Source organism: Rhodococcus sp. USK10 (genome assembly GCF_019378875.1).
GTDB classification, from domain to species: domain Bacteria; phylum Actinomycetota; class Actinomycetes; order Mycobacteriales; family Mycobacteriaceae; genus Rhodococcus_F; species Rhodococcus_F pseudokoreensis.
In genome coordinates this window covers 5867106-5884810 of record NZ_CP076048.1, presented here as the reverse complement: position 1 = coordinate 5884810, position 17705 = coordinate 5867106, and the positions used below count along the sequence as shown (strand labels likewise).

11 protein-coding genes are annotated in these 17705 nt (G+C 66.4%); 6 read left to right on the top strand and 5 right to left on the bottom strand.

The window, feature by feature from the left end:
- Window positions 1–9: 9 nt before the first annotated feature.
- Window positions 10–1455 (top strand): NAD-dependent succinate-semialdehyde dehydrogenase, encoded by a 1446-nt coding sequence (locus I1A62_RS34255; RefSeq protein ID WP_124395622.1) that lies wholly within the window; start codon window positions 10–12, stop codon window positions 1453–1455.
- A 39-nt stretch (window positions 1456–1494) separates the two neighbouring features.
- Window positions 1495–2427 (top strand): VOC family protein, encoded by a 933-nt coding sequence (locus I1A62_RS34250; RefSeq protein WP_124395623.1) that lies wholly within the window; start codon window positions 1495–1497, stop codon window positions 2425–2427.
- Between the two features lie 16 nt (window positions 2428–2443).
- Here the strand turns inward: I1A62_RS34250 and I1A62_RS34245 are convergent, their stop codons facing one another.
- The gene (locus tag I1A62_RS34245) at window positions 2444–5875 is read right to left on the bottom strand and encodes a serine/threonine-protein kinase (RefSeq protein WP_219456734.1); all 3432 of its coding nucleotides are present in this window, start codon (window positions 5873–5875) and stop codon (window positions 2444–2446) included.
- A 153-nt stretch (window positions 5876–6028) separates the two neighbouring features.
- Here I1A62_RS34245 and I1A62_RS34240 point away from each other — a divergent pair, with 153 nt between their 5' ends.
- Window positions 6029–8353, top strand: coding sequence for a LuxR C-terminal-related transcriptional regulator (locus I1A62_RS34240; protein WP_219456732.1), 2325 nt, complete (start codon window positions 6029–6031; stop codon window positions 8351–8353).
- On the opposite strand, the gene I1A62_RS34235 is transcribed toward I1A62_RS34240, so the two are convergent.
- Window positions 8354–10486 carry a S9 family peptidase gene (locus tag I1A62_RS34235; RefSeq protein ID WP_219456730.1) on the bottom strand — a complete coding sequence of 711 codons (2133 nt, stop codon included), beginning with the start codon at window positions 10484–10486 and terminating at the stop codon, window positions 8354–8356.
- Window positions 10487–10489: 3 nt separating this feature from the next.
- Complete coding sequence (locus I1A62_RS34230) at window positions 10490–11374, bottom strand: phosphoribosylaminoimidazolesuccinocarboxamide synthase (RefSeq protein WP_206006831.1); 885 nt, start codon at window positions 11372–11374, stop codon at window positions 10490–10492.
- Between the two features lie 163 nt (window positions 11375–11537).
- On the opposite strand from I1A62_RS34230, the gene I1A62_RS34225 reads away from it, so the two are divergent.
- Window positions 11538–12986, top strand: coding sequence for an MDR family MFS transporter (locus I1A62_RS34225; RefSeq protein ID WP_219456729.1), 1449 nt, complete (start codon window positions 11538–11540; stop codon window positions 12984–12986).
- A 10-nt stretch (window positions 12987–12996) separates the two neighbouring features.
- Window positions 12997–14031 carry a D-2-hydroxyacid dehydrogenase gene (locus I1A62_RS34220; protein WP_219456727.1) on the top strand — a complete coding sequence of 345 codons (1035 nt, stop codon included), beginning with the start codon at window positions 12997–12999 and terminating at the stop codon, window positions 14029–14031.
- A gap of 24 nt (window positions 14032–14055) precedes the next feature.
- On the opposite strand, the gene I1A62_RS34215 is transcribed toward I1A62_RS34220, so the two are convergent.
- Entirely contained in the window at window positions 14056–15399 is a 1344-nt protein-coding gene (locus I1A62_RS34215; protein WP_219456725.1) for a diacylglycerol kinase family protein, read from the bottom strand.
- Window positions 15400–15432: 33 nt separating this feature from the next.
- Complete coding sequence (locus I1A62_RS34210; RefSeq protein WP_219461591.1) at window positions 15433–16368, bottom strand: LysR family transcriptional regulator; 936 nt, start codon at window positions 16366–16368, stop codon at window positions 15433–15435.
- A 191-nt stretch (window positions 16369–16559) separates the two neighbouring features.
- Here I1A62_RS34210 and I1A62_RS34205 point away from each other — a divergent pair, with 191 nt between their 5' ends.
- Window positions 16560–17654, top strand: a complete 1095-nt coding sequence (locus I1A62_RS34205) for a tartrate dehydrogenase (RefSeq protein WP_219456723.1) — start codon at window positions 16560–16562, stop codon at window positions 17652–17654.
- The last annotated feature ends 51 nt before the right edge of the window (window positions 17655–17705 follow it).

Sequence of the window (17705 nt, the reverse complement as noted above, 5' to 3'; positions counted from 1 at the left end):
GAAATTCTCATGTCGCTCAACTCCGCCACCCTGCCCCGGGAGTTGGTCATCGGCGCACACCCGATCGAACGCACCCGGGAGTCGATCGACGTCCTGAATCCGTCCACCGGTGCGCTGATCGCCACGGTTCCCGACGGCACCGTCGAGGACGGACTGGACGCGGTCGGCGCCGCAGCGGCCGCCCTGCCCGCCTGGCGCGCCACCAGTCCGCGCGAACGCGCGGAAATACTCCGCCGGTGCTGGGAACTGATGACCGACCGCGCCGAGCGCATCGCCGAACTGATCTCCACCGAAAACGGGAAGACGCTCGCCGATTCGCGGGCCGAAACCGCATACGCGGCCGAATTCTTCCGGTGGTACTCGGAGGAAGCGGTCCGCGCGGTGGGACAACTCAGCACCTCGCCGAACGGTGCCAATCGCATATTGGTCGAGTACGAGCCGATCGGCGTCGCCGTGCTCGTCACCCCATGGAACTTTCCGGCCGCGATGGCGACACGCAAGATCGCGCCCGCTCTCGCTGCCGGTTGCACCGTGGTACTCAAACCCGCGACCGAGACTCCTCTCACCAGCCTGCTCATCGCCCAGATCTGCCGTGAGGCAGGCGTTCCGGACGGCGTGATCAACGTGGTGACCACCTCACGCGCGGGTCAGGTCGTCTCCGCCATGCTCCACGACTCACGTGTACGGGCGTTGTCGTTCACCGGCTCCACCGAAGTCGGGCGCACGCTGCTGCGCGAATCGTCGGATTCGATTCTCAAGACCGCAATGGAACTCGGGGGCAACGCGCCGTTTCTCATTCTCGAGGATGCCGACATCGACGAGGCCGTGACCGGCCTCATGATCGCCAAAATGCGGAACGGCGGCCAGGCCTGCACCGCGGCCAACCGCATCTACGTCCACAGGTCGATCATCAACGAGGTGGCCGGACTCCTCGGACAACGGATGGGCACACTGCGCGTCGGCGCCGGCACCAATGAGCGCTCGGAGTGCGGACCACTGATCAACGACAAGGCAGTCGACAAGGTGGAGCAGCTCGTCGACGCCGCCGTCGCCGACGGTGCGTCGGTGCTGACCGGCGGCCAGCGGCCGATCTCGAGGGGCTCCTTCTACTCTCCCACCGTCCTGGTGGGTGTCGACCCGCAATCGGCGATCGTGCGCGAGGAGATCTTCGGACCGGTCGCATCGTTGATCGCGTTCGACACCGACGACGAGGCGGTCGCCGCGGCCAACAGCACCGACCTCGGGCTCGCGGCCTATGTCTACAGCGGCAATCTGCAGCGCGCTCTGTCCGTGGCGAGCCGGTTGGAGGCCGGCATGGTCGCCGTCAATCGGGGTTTGGTGTCCGACCCCGCAGCACCGTTCGGCGGCGTCAAGCAGAGCGGACTCGGCCGTGAGGGCGCGCACGAGGGTCTGCTCGAGTTCATGGAAGCGAAGTACATCGCCACCAACTGGTGACGACACCGCTCATTTCCCAGTTCAGCTCCAGGAGAAGACATGTCCTTTCCCTCAGTCCATCCCATCACCCACGTTCGCTCGGTCACCATCGCCGTCGAAGAACTCGCCACCGCCTCGAACTTCTACCGCGACCTGTGGCAACTCGACCTCGTCACGAAAGATGACGGCAAGGCCTACTTCGGAACCGGATGCGCCGACAACTACGCCATCAAGCTCCGCGAAAACGATGTCGCCGGAATCGAACTGACCACATTCGATGTGACCGACCGCGCCGGCGTCGACTTCCTCGCCAAACGGGTCGCCGACAGCGGAGCCCAGATCATCCGCGAACCCGGTGACCGCAGCGACTTCGGCGGCGGTTACTCATGCATCTTCTTCGACTGCGACGGGCGCGCCATCGAACTCGCCGCCGAGATCGACCAGCGAATCTTCCGCGAAGTCGAAGCCGGAGAGTCCCGTCCGAAGTTCATCAGCCACGTCGTATTCAACACCGCAAACCTGCAGAAGACGATCAGATGGTACGGCGAGGTCCTCGGCTTCAAGATCTCGGACTGGCTCCAGGACTTCTTCTGCTTCATGCGCACCGGGCGCTGGCACCACATCATCGCCTTCGCCCAGTCGAAGAACACCAGCCTGAACCACGTCTCGTTCGAACTGTACGGAATCGACGAGTTCATGCGCGGCACCGGCCGCATGATGCGGGCCGGACACCAGCCGCTGTGGGGCCCCGGCCGCCACGGCGCCGGTGACAACACCTACTCGTATTTCCAGGAGCCGTCGAGTGGCTTCGTCATGGAGTACACGACTGCCCTTCAAGTCATCGACGAAGAGCACGGCTGGACTCCGAAGGTGTGGGGCACCAGCCTCGAGGAGCAGGATCAGTGGGGTACCGCCAACGTCTTCGACGAGGTGATCCTCGCGAAGATGGCGCCATCGGACGATCCCGTGCTGTGGACGCCGCCGCAACTGTAGTTCGCACCGGCGCGCATCACGTGGCGGTGACGACAGCGTTCAGGAAGCCGGGCGGAACAGCAGGCCATTCCGCCCGCCATCGGCCGGCTAGTTGCTCCCTCCGAAGTCCGGAGGCAACCGCGACAACCGACGGTCCGGCATCACACACCAGTCGAATGAGATTCAACTCGGCGCATGTCGCGGCAAGTGGGGCGAGCTCTTCCATGGCTTCGGCCGTTCTGCCCGATGCAGACAGGCAGGCGGTCAGCAGAAGTCTCGCGTGCAACAACGCCCGCGGTCGATTCTGAGCCGCAACTGCGTGCACCAGGTCGTGAGCCCTGGTGCACGCAGAGCCGGCCTGACCCGGCGACCGTTCGGCGAGTAGTCGCCGGATGGCGCCGGACTCCTTCAGCTGCACCGTGATTGTTTCGATACCGTTGGCAGGCGCCTGATCCATCTCCCCCGGCGAAGGTGCCGCGCCCGTCTCCAGGCCTCGTCGTGGTTGTCGTATGCCGGATGGCACGACGAGCCCGAACCGGATCCTCTCGTCGTCGATCCGCGCCGCCAATCGCGGCAGTGCCATTACCTGCGCAATCCTATCGCCCTCGTTCAACAGTGTTGTCGCAGATTCCCTGTCACCCGCCAGGACTTTGACGCGCGCCCCGGTCGCATAGATCGCGATCATGAAGTCGACCAAACCGATCTCCGAACCGAGCGCCCGGCTCTCGTCGAGAAGCCGTTCGGCTTCGTCGAGGTTGTTCTGCTCGTACATCATGTCGCCGAGTAGGGCACTGGCCATGCGTGCAGCGTGAGAGTGGATCCCCATCGATTCACGGGCAACCTGCACAGCCTTTCGATAGGTTTCCTCGGCAGCCACGACATCCAACTGCTCATTGGCGGCCAAGCCCGCGTAGCAGTATCCGTACACCGCACTGAACGGGCCGCTGGATTGTTCGTGATACCTGGCGGCCCAATCCTGGATATTTCGAGCCGCATCGAACTCGAACCGGCACATCCTCGCGAAAGAGGCCAGATTCGCCGCCACCGATACGCACCACGGACTCATTGTGTCCGGCTCGGCCAGACAACCCGCCACGAGTTCGTCCACCCTGTCGACGCGATCGGCGGTGACGTCGAGGAGCGCACGGACGAGATCGGATTCCAGCTCCGGGTCGTCGTCAGGCATGGGAATCGATTTCTGTGCGCGGCAGTACTCGGCACGATTCAATGCCGACTCCGCATCCTCGGAGTGGTGCAGGGAAACGTTGGCCCAAGCGAGGGCAGTCTGCAATCGCGGGCGTGCCAGGACCGCGTTCGGCGGAAGCTTCGCGACCAGGCCGAGGAGCGTGGCCAGCTGTCCGTGCGAGACCAGGGACATTCCATGGGTCTCCACGAGGTCGACCGCTTCGTCGACCTGCGCAGCGGAAAGGGCGTGATCGACCGCCTCGCTGAGCAATTCGTGGCCGGCGAACCAGCGAAAAGCGATCGCGTGAAGGCCTTTTACCCGATCGGGTTGGTCCCGTTCGAGCCGGGCACGGAGAAACTCCGCGAAGACACTACTGAATCGGTACCAGTCCCCCTCGTCGTCGACCCGGTACAGGAACAGGTCCCTGCTCTCGACCTCCTCCAACATCGCGCGACCATCGTCGCTGTGGACGAGCGACGACGCGAGATCCCCGCACATTCGTTCGGGCAGACAGATCGACAGTAGGAAGTTCACGGTCTTCGGATCGAGCGAATCGAGGACATTCGCCACGAGATATTCCCCGAGCGCGCGGTGCCGCCCCGACAGCTTCTCGATGAATGTCGCTGGGTCGCCACGGCCGCGTAACGAGAGCGACACCAGTTGAAGCGCGGCCACCCATCCATCGGTCGATCCCACAATCGAGGCGACCTGTGCGTTCCCGAGCGCCAGCCCTCTCGACTCCACGAGAAACTCGGTCGACTCCCTGATATCGAATCTCAAGTCATGGAAGTCGATTTCGACCAATTCGTCGCGAACTCGGGCCCGACTCATCGGGAGCCCGGACTTGTTCCTGCTCGTCACGATGAGCTGCAGATGGTGGCAGCCGTTGTCGATCAGGTATTCCACTGCGGCAACGGAGGCGGTGTCCGTCACTCGATGCCAGTCATCGATCACGATTGCCAGACGCTCGCCCCCCTCGTGTATCTCGTCGATCAACGACGCGAGGACGAACCGTTCGACATCGTCACCGTGTTCTTCCAGCACTCGCACCAACTCTTCGGCGACGTTCGACCGGACCTGCCTGATCGCCTCGATCAGGTGGGCGAGGAACCAGTCCACGTTGTTGTCGTCGTGGTCGATCGCGAGCCACGCGACCGCGATTCCTTCCGCAATCAATTGGTTTCGCCATTGGGCGGCCAACGTGGTCTTGCCGAATCCTGCGGGACCGTGGATCACCGTCAGTCGTCGCCCCTGGCCCGCGCGAAGAATCCCGACCAACCGGCTGCGGTCGACCAACGGGTGGACGGCGGTCGGCGGCCGGTACTTGGTACGCGGCGTGGGCGGACTCGACCGTGGCGGGCGCTCTGCTCTGCTCCCCTGCTCACCCGGCAGAGCCATGTCGTCGATGGTGAGCGAGTGCCTGCTCTGGACGAGGCGGAGCTCGTTGCCGAATTCGACAGCGGTTCCGGGGCGGTCGGCCGGATCCTGCTCCATCGCGTGCTCGATCGCAGCGCAGAGATCATCCGGAATGTCGTCGTATCGCAGGTCCGGGACCGGTTGGCGCACAATGCGAAGGAATTGGGCAACCACACTTTCGCCGGATCGGCGTTCGAATGCGGCGTGGCCGGTGAGGAGGCAGAACAGTGTCGCTCCGAGCGAGTAGACGTCCGATGCAGCGGTGGGCGCCTGCCCCTGGAGCAACTCGGGAGCAGTGAACGCAGGTGAGGCGGTGATGATGCTTTCGGACGTCTCGAACCCACCCTCGATCCGCGCGATCCCGAAATCGGTCAGCGCCGGCTCGTCGTAATCGGTGAGCAGGACATTGGACGGTTTGATGTCACGGTGGAGAATGCCGAACCGGTGGGCAACTTCGAGAGCACCTGCCAGTCTGACGGCGATGCTGACCGCTGCTCGCCAGTCGAGGGGCCCGTCGCCTCGAATCCGCGCATCGAGCGAACCTCTCGCGTGGTATGGCATCACGAGGTAGGGATGCCCGGACGTTGTGACCCCGCTGTGGAGGATGGCGACGATGTTCGGATGCCCGGACAACGCCCCCATGGCCCGCTGCTCGCGAAGGAAGCGCTCGCGGTTGTCGCGATCGACGTCCGACTGCAGGACCTTGATCGCGACGACGCGGTTCAGGTTGCTCTGGTCGAGCCGGTACACCGTGCCGAACCCGCCTCGCCCCACTACCCGGGCATTGTCGAACCCCTCGGCCTCCAGTTCGGCCGCGATATCCACGGCAGCATCCCGCTGAGTCGCTAGCGGATCGAACTCGACCATCGCCGGCCTCGACTTCCGGATCGGCTGATCACACCGTAGCGTCAGCATAGTGCCTGGTGAGCGGCGAAACTACTCGCACAGTCTCGACTCGGCACATCCCGGTGAGCGAGTACGGTTACTCGAAGATCCCGTGAGAGGAAAGCGACAGTTGTCATGTCCGCCGCACAACGCAAGTTGGGAAATGTGCCGTGTGAGCTGACCAGCTTCGTCGGTCGGCGCCGTGAAGCGGCGGAGACGAAACGGTTGCTGTCCGTGTCGAGATTGGTGACGCTGACCGGTATCGGCGGTGTAGGCAAGACTCGACTCGCGCTCCGGGTCGCCGACGACGCTCGCCGCGCGTTCGCCAACGGAGTGTGGCTTGTGGGGTTCGGTGAACTGCAGGCTCCGGAACTGGTCGAAGAAGCCGTTGCGAGCGCGCTCGGCGTGCGGGAACAGTCGGCATCGGGAACTTCGTCGATCCTGCAGAGGCATCTTCACGATCAGCAGTTACTGCTGGTGCTGGACAACTGCGAGCACCTGGTGGATGCCGTCGCGGCGCTGGCCGAGTCACTCCTGAAGACGTGCCCGAAGCTCCGGATCCTCGCGACCAGCCGCGAGCCACTCGGCATCGACGGCGAGGCCACCCTCCGGGTCCCGCCGCTGCCGTTTCCGGATTCGAGTCGACCGTCCCCTCCCGCGGGGCTCGCCCGTTACGACTCCGTTGCCCTCTTCGCTGAACGCGCTTCCAGGGCCTTACCCGGCTTCGCCATCACCGACGACAACGGCTCGACGATTGCCAGAATCTGTGAGCGTCTGGACGGACTGCCGCTGCCGATCGAGTTGGCGACAGCTCGGCTGCGGGCGATGACTGCGCAACAGATCCTCGACCGGCTCACCGACCGGTACACGTTGCTCACCTCGAGCACCCGAGGCGCTCCCTCTCGCCAGCAAACGCTGCGTCTGTGTGTCGATTGGAGTTATGACCTGTGCACTCCGGACGAACGGGCACTGTGGGGTCGGCTGGCGGTCTTCGCCGGTGGGTTCGAGCTGGATTCGGCTGAAGGAATCTGCGCGGGCGATCTCGCCCCGGGCGACGTGCTCGACGTGGTCGCGTCGCTGGTCGACAAATCGATCCTGATACGGGAAGAGGCCGGCGATGTCGTCCGCTTTCGATTACTCGACACACTTCGCGACTACGGCCTGGAAAGACTGCGCGAATCAGGTGAATACGACAGCGTGAGACGAAAGCACCGCGACTGGTTCGAGCGTCTGGCGTCGGACGCTCGATCCGGATGGATCGGCCCGAGACAGCTGGAGTGGGTTGCCCGGCTGAATCGTGAACAACCGAACCTTCGTGATGCCCTCGAATTCTCCGTGCGGCAGCCCACCGAGAACGAGTCCGCCCTTCGTATCGCCAACGCTCTGTATCTGTTCTGGCGCTCGTTCGGTCTGCTGAACGAAGGTAGGCACTGGTTCGATCGTGCGCTGACTCCGGCGCCTACGGCAGACACCGCCGAGAGGATCACCGCCTTGCACGCCGCCGGTATGCTGGCCGGGGCTCAGGGGGATCTCGAGGTTGCTCGTGCGTTCGTGGAGGAGGGACGAGTCCTCGCCGACCGGTCCGGGGACACGTCGATGCGGGCGCTCGTCACGTCTGCCGAGGGATTCGTATCCCTGTTCCGTGGTGACGACCTCGCGTACGCGCTCGCGTGCTTCGAGAGCGCTCGGGAAGTCTTCCACACCGAAGGCGATTCACTCCAAGAAATTTGGGCACTCCTCGGGCTCGGCCTGGCGAGCGCGCACCTCGGAGACGTGACCCGAGCTGTCGATTACCAGCGGAAGATTCAGGAGATCACCGAAGCACACGGCGAGTCGGTGTACCGCGGGTGGTCGCTGTGGACCGCGGCGCTGGCAATGTGGCAACGCGGCGAGCACGAACGGGCCAACGATTTCCTGCAGGACGGATTGCGCCAGACACGTCGGGCGGACGACCGCATCAACTCCGCGTGGTGCATGCAGATCCTGGCCTGGATCGCCGCCGACGATCACTCACCGGAACGCGCCGCGACCCTCATGGGTGCCGCCGAAGCACTGTGGCAGGGTGTGGGCAGCCCGGCAGAGGTCTTTCCGCAGCTCGCAGGCCACCAGGACGAGCGCGAACGTCGAACCCGCCGTGACCTGGGCGGAAAGGCATTCGACACCGCCTTCCGGCATGGATCGAGCCTCAGCTTCGGGGACGCCGTCGCGTTCGCCTTGAACGAGCGGCCACGCCCGATCGCACAGTCACACAGCGACAATCCATCCCTGAGCCGACGCGAGCGGCAGGTCGCCGAACTCGTCGCAGAGGGACTCACCAACAAGGCGATCGCGACCACTCTGGTCATCTCGCAACGCACCGCCCAGGGCCACGTCGAACACATACTCGTCAAGCTCGGGTTCAGCTCTCGCGCCCAGATCGCCGCCTGGGTGGTCGAGCAGGGTCAGAGCGACCAGATCTGATCAGACCTTGCCGATCGTGTCGAGCACCCAGGCGAATTCGAACGCTACTTCCTTCCACTTCTCGTAACGTCCGCTGACGCCGCCGTGCCCGGCGCTCATCTCCGTCTTGAGGAGAAGTGGCGAGTCACCGGTCTTGGTGGCCCGCAGTTTGGCGACCCACTTCGCCGGTTCGACGTACAGCACCCTGGTGTCGTTGATGCTGGTGATCGCCAGGATCGCCGGGTAGTCCTTGGTCTCGACGTTCTCGTACGGACTGTACGAGCGCATGTATTCGTAGACCTCGGCGTTCTCGAGCGGGTTTCCCCACTCGTCCCATTCGATGACCGTCAGCGGCAGCGAGGGGTCGAGGATCGACGTCAGCGGGTCCACGAAGGGCACGTTGGCGAGGATGCCGGCGAACAGTTCGGGAGCCAGGTTGGCCACCGCACCCATCAGCAGGCCGCCCGCACTGCCGCCGTCGGCGACCAACTGCTGTGGCGTGGTGCGTCCGGTGTCGATCAAATGCCGTGCGCTCGCGACGAAATCGGTGAAGGTGTTCTTCTTCGTGAGCGTCTTGCCGGTCTCGTACCAGTGCCGTCCCATCTCGCCACCGCCGCGCACGTGCGCGACCACGAACACCACGCCGCGGTCGAGCAGCGACAGCCGGGCGACCGAGAACGCGGGGTCCATGCTGGCCTCGTACGAGCCGTACCCGTAGAGGAGCGTGGGGGCGGGACCGTCGGCGCCGTCCGTCTTGCGCCGGACGATCGAGAGCGGGATGCGCGTCCCGTCGTCGGCGACCGCCCAGTCGCGTTGCTGCTCGTAGTTGTCTGCGTCGAAGTCGCCGAGCACGGGTTGCGACTTGCGCAGCGCAAGTTCACCCGTCGACAGCACGTAGTCGAACACCTGGCCGGGCGTGATGAACGACGTGAACGCCATCCGCAGTGTCGGCTGCCGCCATTCCGGGTTGGCGCCGAGCCCGACGCTGAACAGTTCCTCGTCGAATGCGATCTCGGTGAACTCGCCGTAGCCGTTCTCGCCGAGCGGCCAGACGGCCAGCCGGGTCAACGCTTCCCGGCGATACCCGAGCACCAGGTGATCGGCGAACGCGTCGACCTCCTCCAACCGCACGTCGGAGCGGTGCGGGATGAGGATGGTCAGCGACGTCGGGTCCGACACCGGCGCCTCGGCGAGCACGAAGTTCTCGGCCTTCTCCCCGTCGACGACGTCGTTGTGCATGATCAGGAAGCGGTCTTCCCCGGCGACGACGGCGTGTTCGACGCCGTACTCGACGCCCTCGCGCCGCGGCAGCACCACCCGGAACTCGCCCTCGGGATTCTCCGATTCGAGCACCCAGCCTTCGCTGGTGATCTTCGACCCCACCCAGATCATGAGGTACTTCTCGCTGCGGGTGGACCCGACCGACACCCAGAACCGCTCGTCGGGTTCGTGGAACACGGTGACGTCCTGCGCGCGGTCGGTGCCGAGCTTGTGCCGCCACACGGTGTCGGGACGCCAGGAGTCGTCGACGGTGAGATAGAAGACGTGGCTGTGGTCGATCGCCCAGGTGACGCCGGGGGCGGTGTCGGGGATCTCGTCGGGCAGCAGGTCCCCGGTCTCGAGGTTCTTGAAGCGCAGCGTGTAGCGCTCGTCGCCGACCACGTCGACCGAGTACGCGAGGAGCGTGCCGTCGTGGCTGAGGGAGAAGGCGCCGACGGAGAAGAAGTCGTGGCCCTCGGCCTCGGCATTGCCGTCGAGCAGAACCTGCTCACCGGGCAGTTCGACGCCCGGGGTCAGTTCCGGCGGGGTCCAGTCGTCGGCGCCCGTGATCGGAGCCCGGCACTGGACGCCGTACTGCTTGCCCTCGATGGTGCGGGCGTAGTACCACCAGTCGCCCATGCGGGTGGGAACCGACATGTCGGTTTCCTGCGTGCGGGATTTGATCTCCTGGAAGATCTGGTCGCGGAGCGGCGCGAGATGCGCGGTCTGCTGCTCGGTGTACGCGTTCTCGGCCTCGAGGTACGCGACGACCTCGGCGTCTTCCTTGGCGCGCAGCCACTCGTACTCGTCGACGAACGTGTGCCCGTGGTGGACACGTTCGCTGGCGACCTTCTTCGCGACCGGCGGGGTGAGCTTCGCGCCTTCGGTGGTCATGGGTCAGCCCACCCAGTCCGCGAACGACAGACCCGAGATCCGCTCGTACGCCTCGATGTACCGCGCACGGGTCGCCTCCACGATCTCCGCGGGCAGCGGCGGCGGCGGGGTGTCGGATGCCCGGTCCCAGCCCGATTCGGGGCCGGTCAGCCAGTTGCGGACGAACTGCTTGTCGAAGCTCGGCTGCACCTTCCCGGCCTCGTAGCCGTCGGCGGGCCAGTACCGTGACGAGTCGGGGGTGAGGACCTCGTCGGCGAGAATCAGGTTGTTCTGCGCGTCCAGTCCGAATTCGAGTTTGGTGTCGGCGAGGATGATGCCCCGGTCCGCGGCGAAGTTGGAGGCCCGGCCGTAGACGTCGAGGGTGTCGTCGCGCAGCTTCACGGCCAGATCCTGACCGACCTTCTCGACCACGGCCTCGAAGCTGATGTTCTCGTCGTGCTCGCCGAGTTCGGCCTTGCTGGCGGGCGTGAAGATCGGGTCGGGAAGCTGACTGGCCTCCACCAGGCCCTCGGGCAGGGCGACTCCGCAGACGGCGCCGGTCTCGTTGTAGTCGATCAGCCCCGAGCCGGTGAGGTAGCCGCGGGCGACGCACTCGACGGGGACCATGTTCAGCTTCCGGACCACCAGCGCGCGGCCGAGGACCTCTTCGGGGATCCGGCTGTCGTCGGCTTCGCCGGCCAGGTGGTTGTTGCCGCCGAGGACGCCGAAGAAGAAGACGCTCATCGCGGTGAGCACCCGCCCCTTGTCCGGGATCGGGGTGCTGAGGACGTGGTCGTAGGCGGAGATCCGGTCGCTCGCGACCAACAGGAGGTGCTCGTCGTCGATCGTGTAGAGGTCGCGGACCTTGCCACCGGCCAGATGGGCGTATGAATCGAGTGAGGGGCGCACGGTGATCCAGCCTATCGGTCGGGCACCGACCGCCGGCCGCTGACCTTCGAGCTGGGGAGACCGCGCAGCCACCCCACGGAACGGCGGCGGAACAGATTGCCGCCCGGTGTCGTTACCGTTGTTCAGGAACTTGTGTGAGCGCGGTAACGGGAAAGGGTGGCTAATGGCGACGGACACGGCCCAGGTGGAAGTCGGATTCCGTTCGGAACGCGGACCGATTCTCGTGTCGCTGATGCTCACGACGTCGCTGGTCGCGCTCGACGCGACCATCATCTCCACCGCGGTGTTCACCATCGTCGGGGATCTCGGCGGGTTCACACAGTTCCCGTGGCTGTTTTCGATCTACCTGCTCACCCAGGCCGTGTCGGTGCCGATCTACGGCAAACTGGCCGACATCTTCGGCCGGAAACCGGTGATGCTCCTCGGCATCGCCCTGTTCGGCGTCGGCTCGGTGCTGTGCGGGATCGCGTGGAGCATGCCCGCGCTCATCGCGTTCCGCGCGGTGCAGGGACTCGGCGCCGGAGCGGTTCAGCCGATGAGCATGACCATCGCCGGAGACATCTACACCCTCGCCGAACGCGCCAAGGCCCAGGGCTACCTGGCCAGCGTGTGGGGAATGTCGGCGGTGGTCGGCCCGACCCTCGGCGGCCTGTTCTCCGAGTACCTGTCGTGGCGGTGGATCTTCTTCGTCAACATTCCCCTGTGCCTGCTCGCGGCCGTCATGCTGATCCGCAACTTCGACGAGAAGGGGGTGCGCACCCAGCGGTCCGTCGACTACGCAGGCGCAGGCATCCTGGCAGTCGGGGCAACGCTGCTCATCCTGGGACTCCTCGAAGGCGGGCAGGCCTGGGCGTGGAGTTCACCGATCGGCCTCGGAATCTTCGCCGCGGGATTCGTGTTTCTCATCGCTTTCGTCCTCGTGGAGCGACGCGCCGCCGAACCGGTCCTGCCGCTGTGGGTGTTCACCCGCAGGGTTCTCGCGGCCAGTAATCTCGTCTCCCTGCTGGTCGGGGCCATCGTCCTCGGTTTGACCACCTACGTCCCCACGTTCACCCAGGGCGTGCTCGGGACGGGCGCACTTGTGGCCGGGTTCGCGCTGGCCACGCTGACCATCGGCTGGCCGATCGCCGCATCGCAGTCCGGTCGGGTGTACCTCCGCTTCGGCTTCCGCGTCACGGCCACCGCGGGCAGCCTGCTGGTCGTCGCGGGCACCGCACTCACCCTGGCCCTGTCCATCGAGTCGGCCGTGTGGCAGGTGGCGATCTGCTGCTTCGTCATCGGCGGCGGCATGGGTCTCGTCGCGAGCCCCACCCTCATCGCCGCGCAGTCGAGCGTCGACTGGTCGGAACGCGGCGTCGTCACATCGACCAACATGTTCGCCCGGTCCATCGGCAGCGCCGTGGGGGTCGCCCTGTTCGGCGCCCTCGTCAACGCGCAGCTGGGTGGCGACGACCACCCGGCGCCGGTCGATCTGGCCGGCGCCCTGCACCTGGTGTTCCTCGCAGCTCTCGGCGCGGCCGTCGTGCTCGTCGTCGCCGCTGCGGCGATGCCGAAATCCGCCGCCGCACCGGAGGTCGAGCCGAACGCAGCGACGTCCGACCGTCCGCTTTGAAGGAGACACCGTGCCCGACCCGTGCGTCGACGTGCTCGTCGCGTCGTATCTCGAGCAGGACCTGGTCGACAGGATCGCAGGCAGCGACCCGCGGATCCGGGTGTCGTACGCCCCCGAACTGCTTCCCCGGCCGCGGTGGCACAGCGATCACGTCGGGGTGCCGCGCGAACTGACGGCCGGCGAGCACGACCGGTGGACGTCGATGTTGCAGACCCCCGACATCATGTTCGATTTCGACTGGCGCCACCCCGAACGCACCCTCGAACAGTCGCCGTATCTGCAATGGATTCAGGCGACGTCCGCGGGCGCCGGACAGCTGATCGAGAGGTTCGGGCTGTCTCACGCCCCGCTGACGGTGACGACCGCCGCGGGCGTCCACGCCGATCCGTTGGCGGAGTTCGCGCTCGCAGGCATCCTCCACTTCGCGCGCGGACTGCCACGGCTCATCGCGGACCGGCGCGACCGGACGTGGCGCAAACAGGCGACGACCGAACTCGCGGGACGTCACGCGCTGATCGTGGGCGCAGGCAAGATCGGCTCGCGCACAGCGGAACTGCTCCGCTGCTTCGCCGTCACCGCAACCGGCGTCGCCCGCACGCCGCGACCCGCCGGCGGGCCCTTCGACGTCATGACCACCACCGACCGGATCGCCGAGCATCTGCCCACCGCAGACATTCTCGTGATCTCCTGTGCCCTCACCGAACACACGCGCGGCCTGATCGGACAGCTGGAACTCGCCGCCCTCCCCGAGGGCGCACTGGTCGTCAACCTCGGCCGGGGGCCGATCATCGACGAAGACGCTCTCGCGGGAGCCCTGTCGGCGGGGCGCCTGAGCGGGGCGGTCCTGGACGTCACGTCCACCGAACCGTTGCGGGAGGACTCGCCGCTGTGGACGGCCGACAACGTCATCCTCAGCCCGCACAGCGCATCCAACGTGCCGTCGGAGAACGGGAAGATCGTGGATCTGTTCGTCGAGAATCTCGGACGCTACCTGTCGGGTGACGCCGCCCTGATCAACGAGTTCGACTTCGACGCGGGTTACTGACGGCCGCCGCCGACCGGTTCTTCGTCACGCAGAATTCGAGCCCCCGAATGCCAGTCGGCGGAGCCGGACCCAGTCCACCGGCCGGGCCGGCGGGCGGACACCGGGACGGTTGCGTGGAACCCGTACCCGCAGCGCCCCGGGAGTGACGGTGCACCGTACGGGCGTCGGGATCACGAGGGCTTCGCCGTCGATCCCGGCGGGAATCGAGGGCGCGTCTGCGGTGATGACGACCTCGCGACCGGAATGCTGGATCAGCCCCTCCTGGCGCGCACGACGAAGCAGAGCCACGGCCTGCCGGGTGCTGCTCACCGAGATCGTCACCACGCCGAGGGTGCCGCGGTCGAGTCGCGGGCGACGTCCGAGACCGGCCAGATCGTAGATCTCGTACGGCCCGTTGCTCACCAGAACGGCCTGGGGTCCCTCGACCGTCCTGTCCCCGAGCCGGGCGAGGAGGTGTGCCCCGCGCTGCCCCTCGATCAGGTCGGGAAGCATCCGCAGGGTCGTGCCGGTCTTGTCGTCCCGATAGGCGGGGCTCTGTACCACCTCGGCGTAGGCGCCGAACGAGGCGTTGTTGACGAAGGTTCGTTCGCCGACCTTGCCGAGGTCGATGCGCAGTTCGATCCCGTCCGTCAGCGCGTCGAGGCAGCGGGACGGATCCTCACGGTCCAATCCGAGATCCAACGCGAAGTGGTTGCGGGTGCCCGCGCTGATCACCAGGAACGGGAGGTCGTGCTCGGCGGCGATGCCGGCAACCAGCGCCTGTGTGCCGTCGCCGCCGGCCACGCCGAGCAGGTCGGCGCCGCGTGCCACCGCGTCCCTGGCCAGCGCTTCGACGTCCACCGTGCCCGGTCCTTCGAGCAGGGCCACCTCGGCGCCGAGTGCCTCGGCTCGTTTCTTCAGATCGAACTTCCCGACCTTCCCGCCACCCGAGTGCGGATTCATCACCAGGAAGGCGTGTTTCGGCGGCACGGCCGGATGCTCGGGCATCACCCAGTCCGAGCGATCCCGGCCGAGGGCGGCGCGGGCGCAGACGACGGCGAGCGCGGCGAGCGCCACGGCGAGCAACACCACCCACAGCAGCCGGGCGCTGACGAGAAGCCAGAGCACGACGATCGGAGTCAGAATGAGCACGACCAGCGATACCCAGCGGAGCGCGCCGCGGCTCGTGAGGAACCAGAACAGCGCCGCGACCTCCACCACCGCAGCGCCGACGGCCACGATCAGCAGCGTCAGGGTGTGCAATCCGGCGAACACCAGCAGCACGGCAACCGAGGCGAAGATCGCCAGGTAGGCGGCCCGGGCCAGCCAACGTCGGCGCCCGCTCGCAGGATCCGCAGATTCTGCCGAGTCCCTCTCGTGGAGTGCCATCGCCACCACCTCGCCATTTCCGGGCGTCCCCCTTCAGTATCCATCACGAGTGCGCTCCGTCGCGGGCACTTCCCACGCAGAGGGTGTTCGCGCCGCGTACTGTCGCGCCTCGTCCATGAGCGTCCGCGCGGGTGGCGTGAGGTGGCTCCGCCGGCAGACGGCGGCGACGTGGAGGTAGGACTCGGGGACGATGCGGTGCACGGTGGCGCCCGCCTGCCGCGCCGACGGCGCCCAGGACGACGGCATGACGGCCTGGCCGAATCCGCTGAGCACCATCGGCAGGATCGACGTGCGGTGCGCGACCTCGGCGACGATGGTGGCCGCGACGCCGCTGGCGAGCACCTCGTCGACGAGGGTCCGCATCAACGACCCCCGCTGCGACACGATCAACCGGAATCCGGACAGTTCCGATCTCCGAATCTCCGGGCGCTCCGGCGTTTCGGCGCCCGGCCCGGAGATGAGGATCAGCGGCTGGCTTTCCAGCGCGACGACGTCGAGTTCGGGGGCGCGCACCGCGGCGGGGGAACCGAGGATCCCGACCTCGCAGACGCCGGTGCGCACGGCGTGCAGAACCTCCTCGGGTGTGAACGCAGCCTCCGCGTTGACGGTGACCGACGGATAGGTGCGGCTGAAACTGGTGAGGATCGTGGTGAGGGGTTCGATCCCCGGTGACGGCATCGTGATCAGGTCGACGCGGCCGGCACGCAGCCCCTTCAGCGCATCGACGGACGCCTTCGCGTCCTCGAGGTCGCGCAGCACCACACGGGCCGGGCCGACGAGTGTTTCGCCGGCGTCGCTGAGTACAAGCCGGCGGCCGACGCGGTGGAAGAGCGGCACCCCGAGTTCCCGTTCGAGCGCGGATATCGACTGCGAGAGCGACGGCTGCGCGATCAGCAGTGTTTCCGCCGCGCGGTTGATGCCACCCTGATCGACCACCGCCAGGAAGTACCGCAACTGCCGCGCGTCCACCGGCTCACCTCGTTTTCCTTCACCTTGCGCCGAACCACCGCCCAGCTCACTCACTCTACCTGCGGTAACACCCACCGATTAGGTGAAACCTATAAGGCGAATCGCTTCTTGGTCATGGACGCTACGCGAGTGTGACGGGTTAATGGATGCATCACACACTGTGACGAGCACAACACGATGGAGGCAACGACATGGCACCGCAGACGTTCAAGATTGCATCGATCCCCGCCGACGGCGTCGGCACGGAGGTCGTCGCTGCCGGACGGCGCGTGCTCGACGTCCTCGCAGAACAATCCGGTGGGCGTTTCGCCTTCGAATGGGAAGAGTTCCCCTGGGGCTGCGGGTACTACGAGCAGACCGGGAAGATGATGGCCGACGACGGCCTCGACACCCTGAAGGCCTTCGACGCCATCTACTTCGGTGCAGTCGGCTGGGAGAACGTCCCCGATCACATCAGCCTCTGGGGGCTGCGACTCAACATCACCCAGAACTTCGACCAGTGGGCGAACGTGCGACCGGTGAAGTTCCTCCCCGGCGTGCAGTCGCCGCTGCGCAAGGCGGACGACACCGAACTCGACTGGGTCGTCGTCCGGGAGAACAGCGAAGGCGAGTACGCCGGCCTCGGCGGACGTAACCTCAGCGGCCGCGGACCGGGCAACGAGGTCGCCCTGCAGACCGCGCTGTTCACCGAGAAGGGATGCGATCGCATCATGCGCTTCGCGTTCGACCTGGCCCGCACCCGCACGGTGAAGAAGGTTTCCAGCGTCACCAAGTCCAACGCCCAGCAGTACGGCATGGTCCTGTGGGACGACGTCTTCAAGCGCGTTTCCCTCGACTACCCGGACGTCGCGACCGAAAGCGTCCTCGTCGACGCGATGAGCGCGAAGTTCATCCTGCACCCGGAGGATCTGTCCGTGGTGGTGGCATCGAACCTCAACGCCGACATCCTCTCCGACCTCGGCTCCGCGCTCGCGGGAAGCCTCGGGGTTGCGGCGAGCGCGAACCTCAACCCGGAGCGGCGCTTCCCCAGCATGTTCGAACCCGTCCACGGTTCCGCCCCCGACATCGCGGGCCAGGGCATCAGCAACCCGATCGGCGCGATCGCCAGCGCCGCCCTCATGCTCGACCACTTCGGCCTGCACGACGAGGCCCGCCGCGTCGAAGCCGCCATCGAGGCCGCCACCGCGAGCGGCGCACTGACCCGCGACATCGGCGGCTCGTCGGACACCGCGGCCGTCACCGAAGCGATCGTGCACGCCCTGCAGACCGCACTGACCCCGGCCTGACCGACCCACACACCGCCGGCCCGACTCGGCATGATCTGCCGGGTCGGGTCG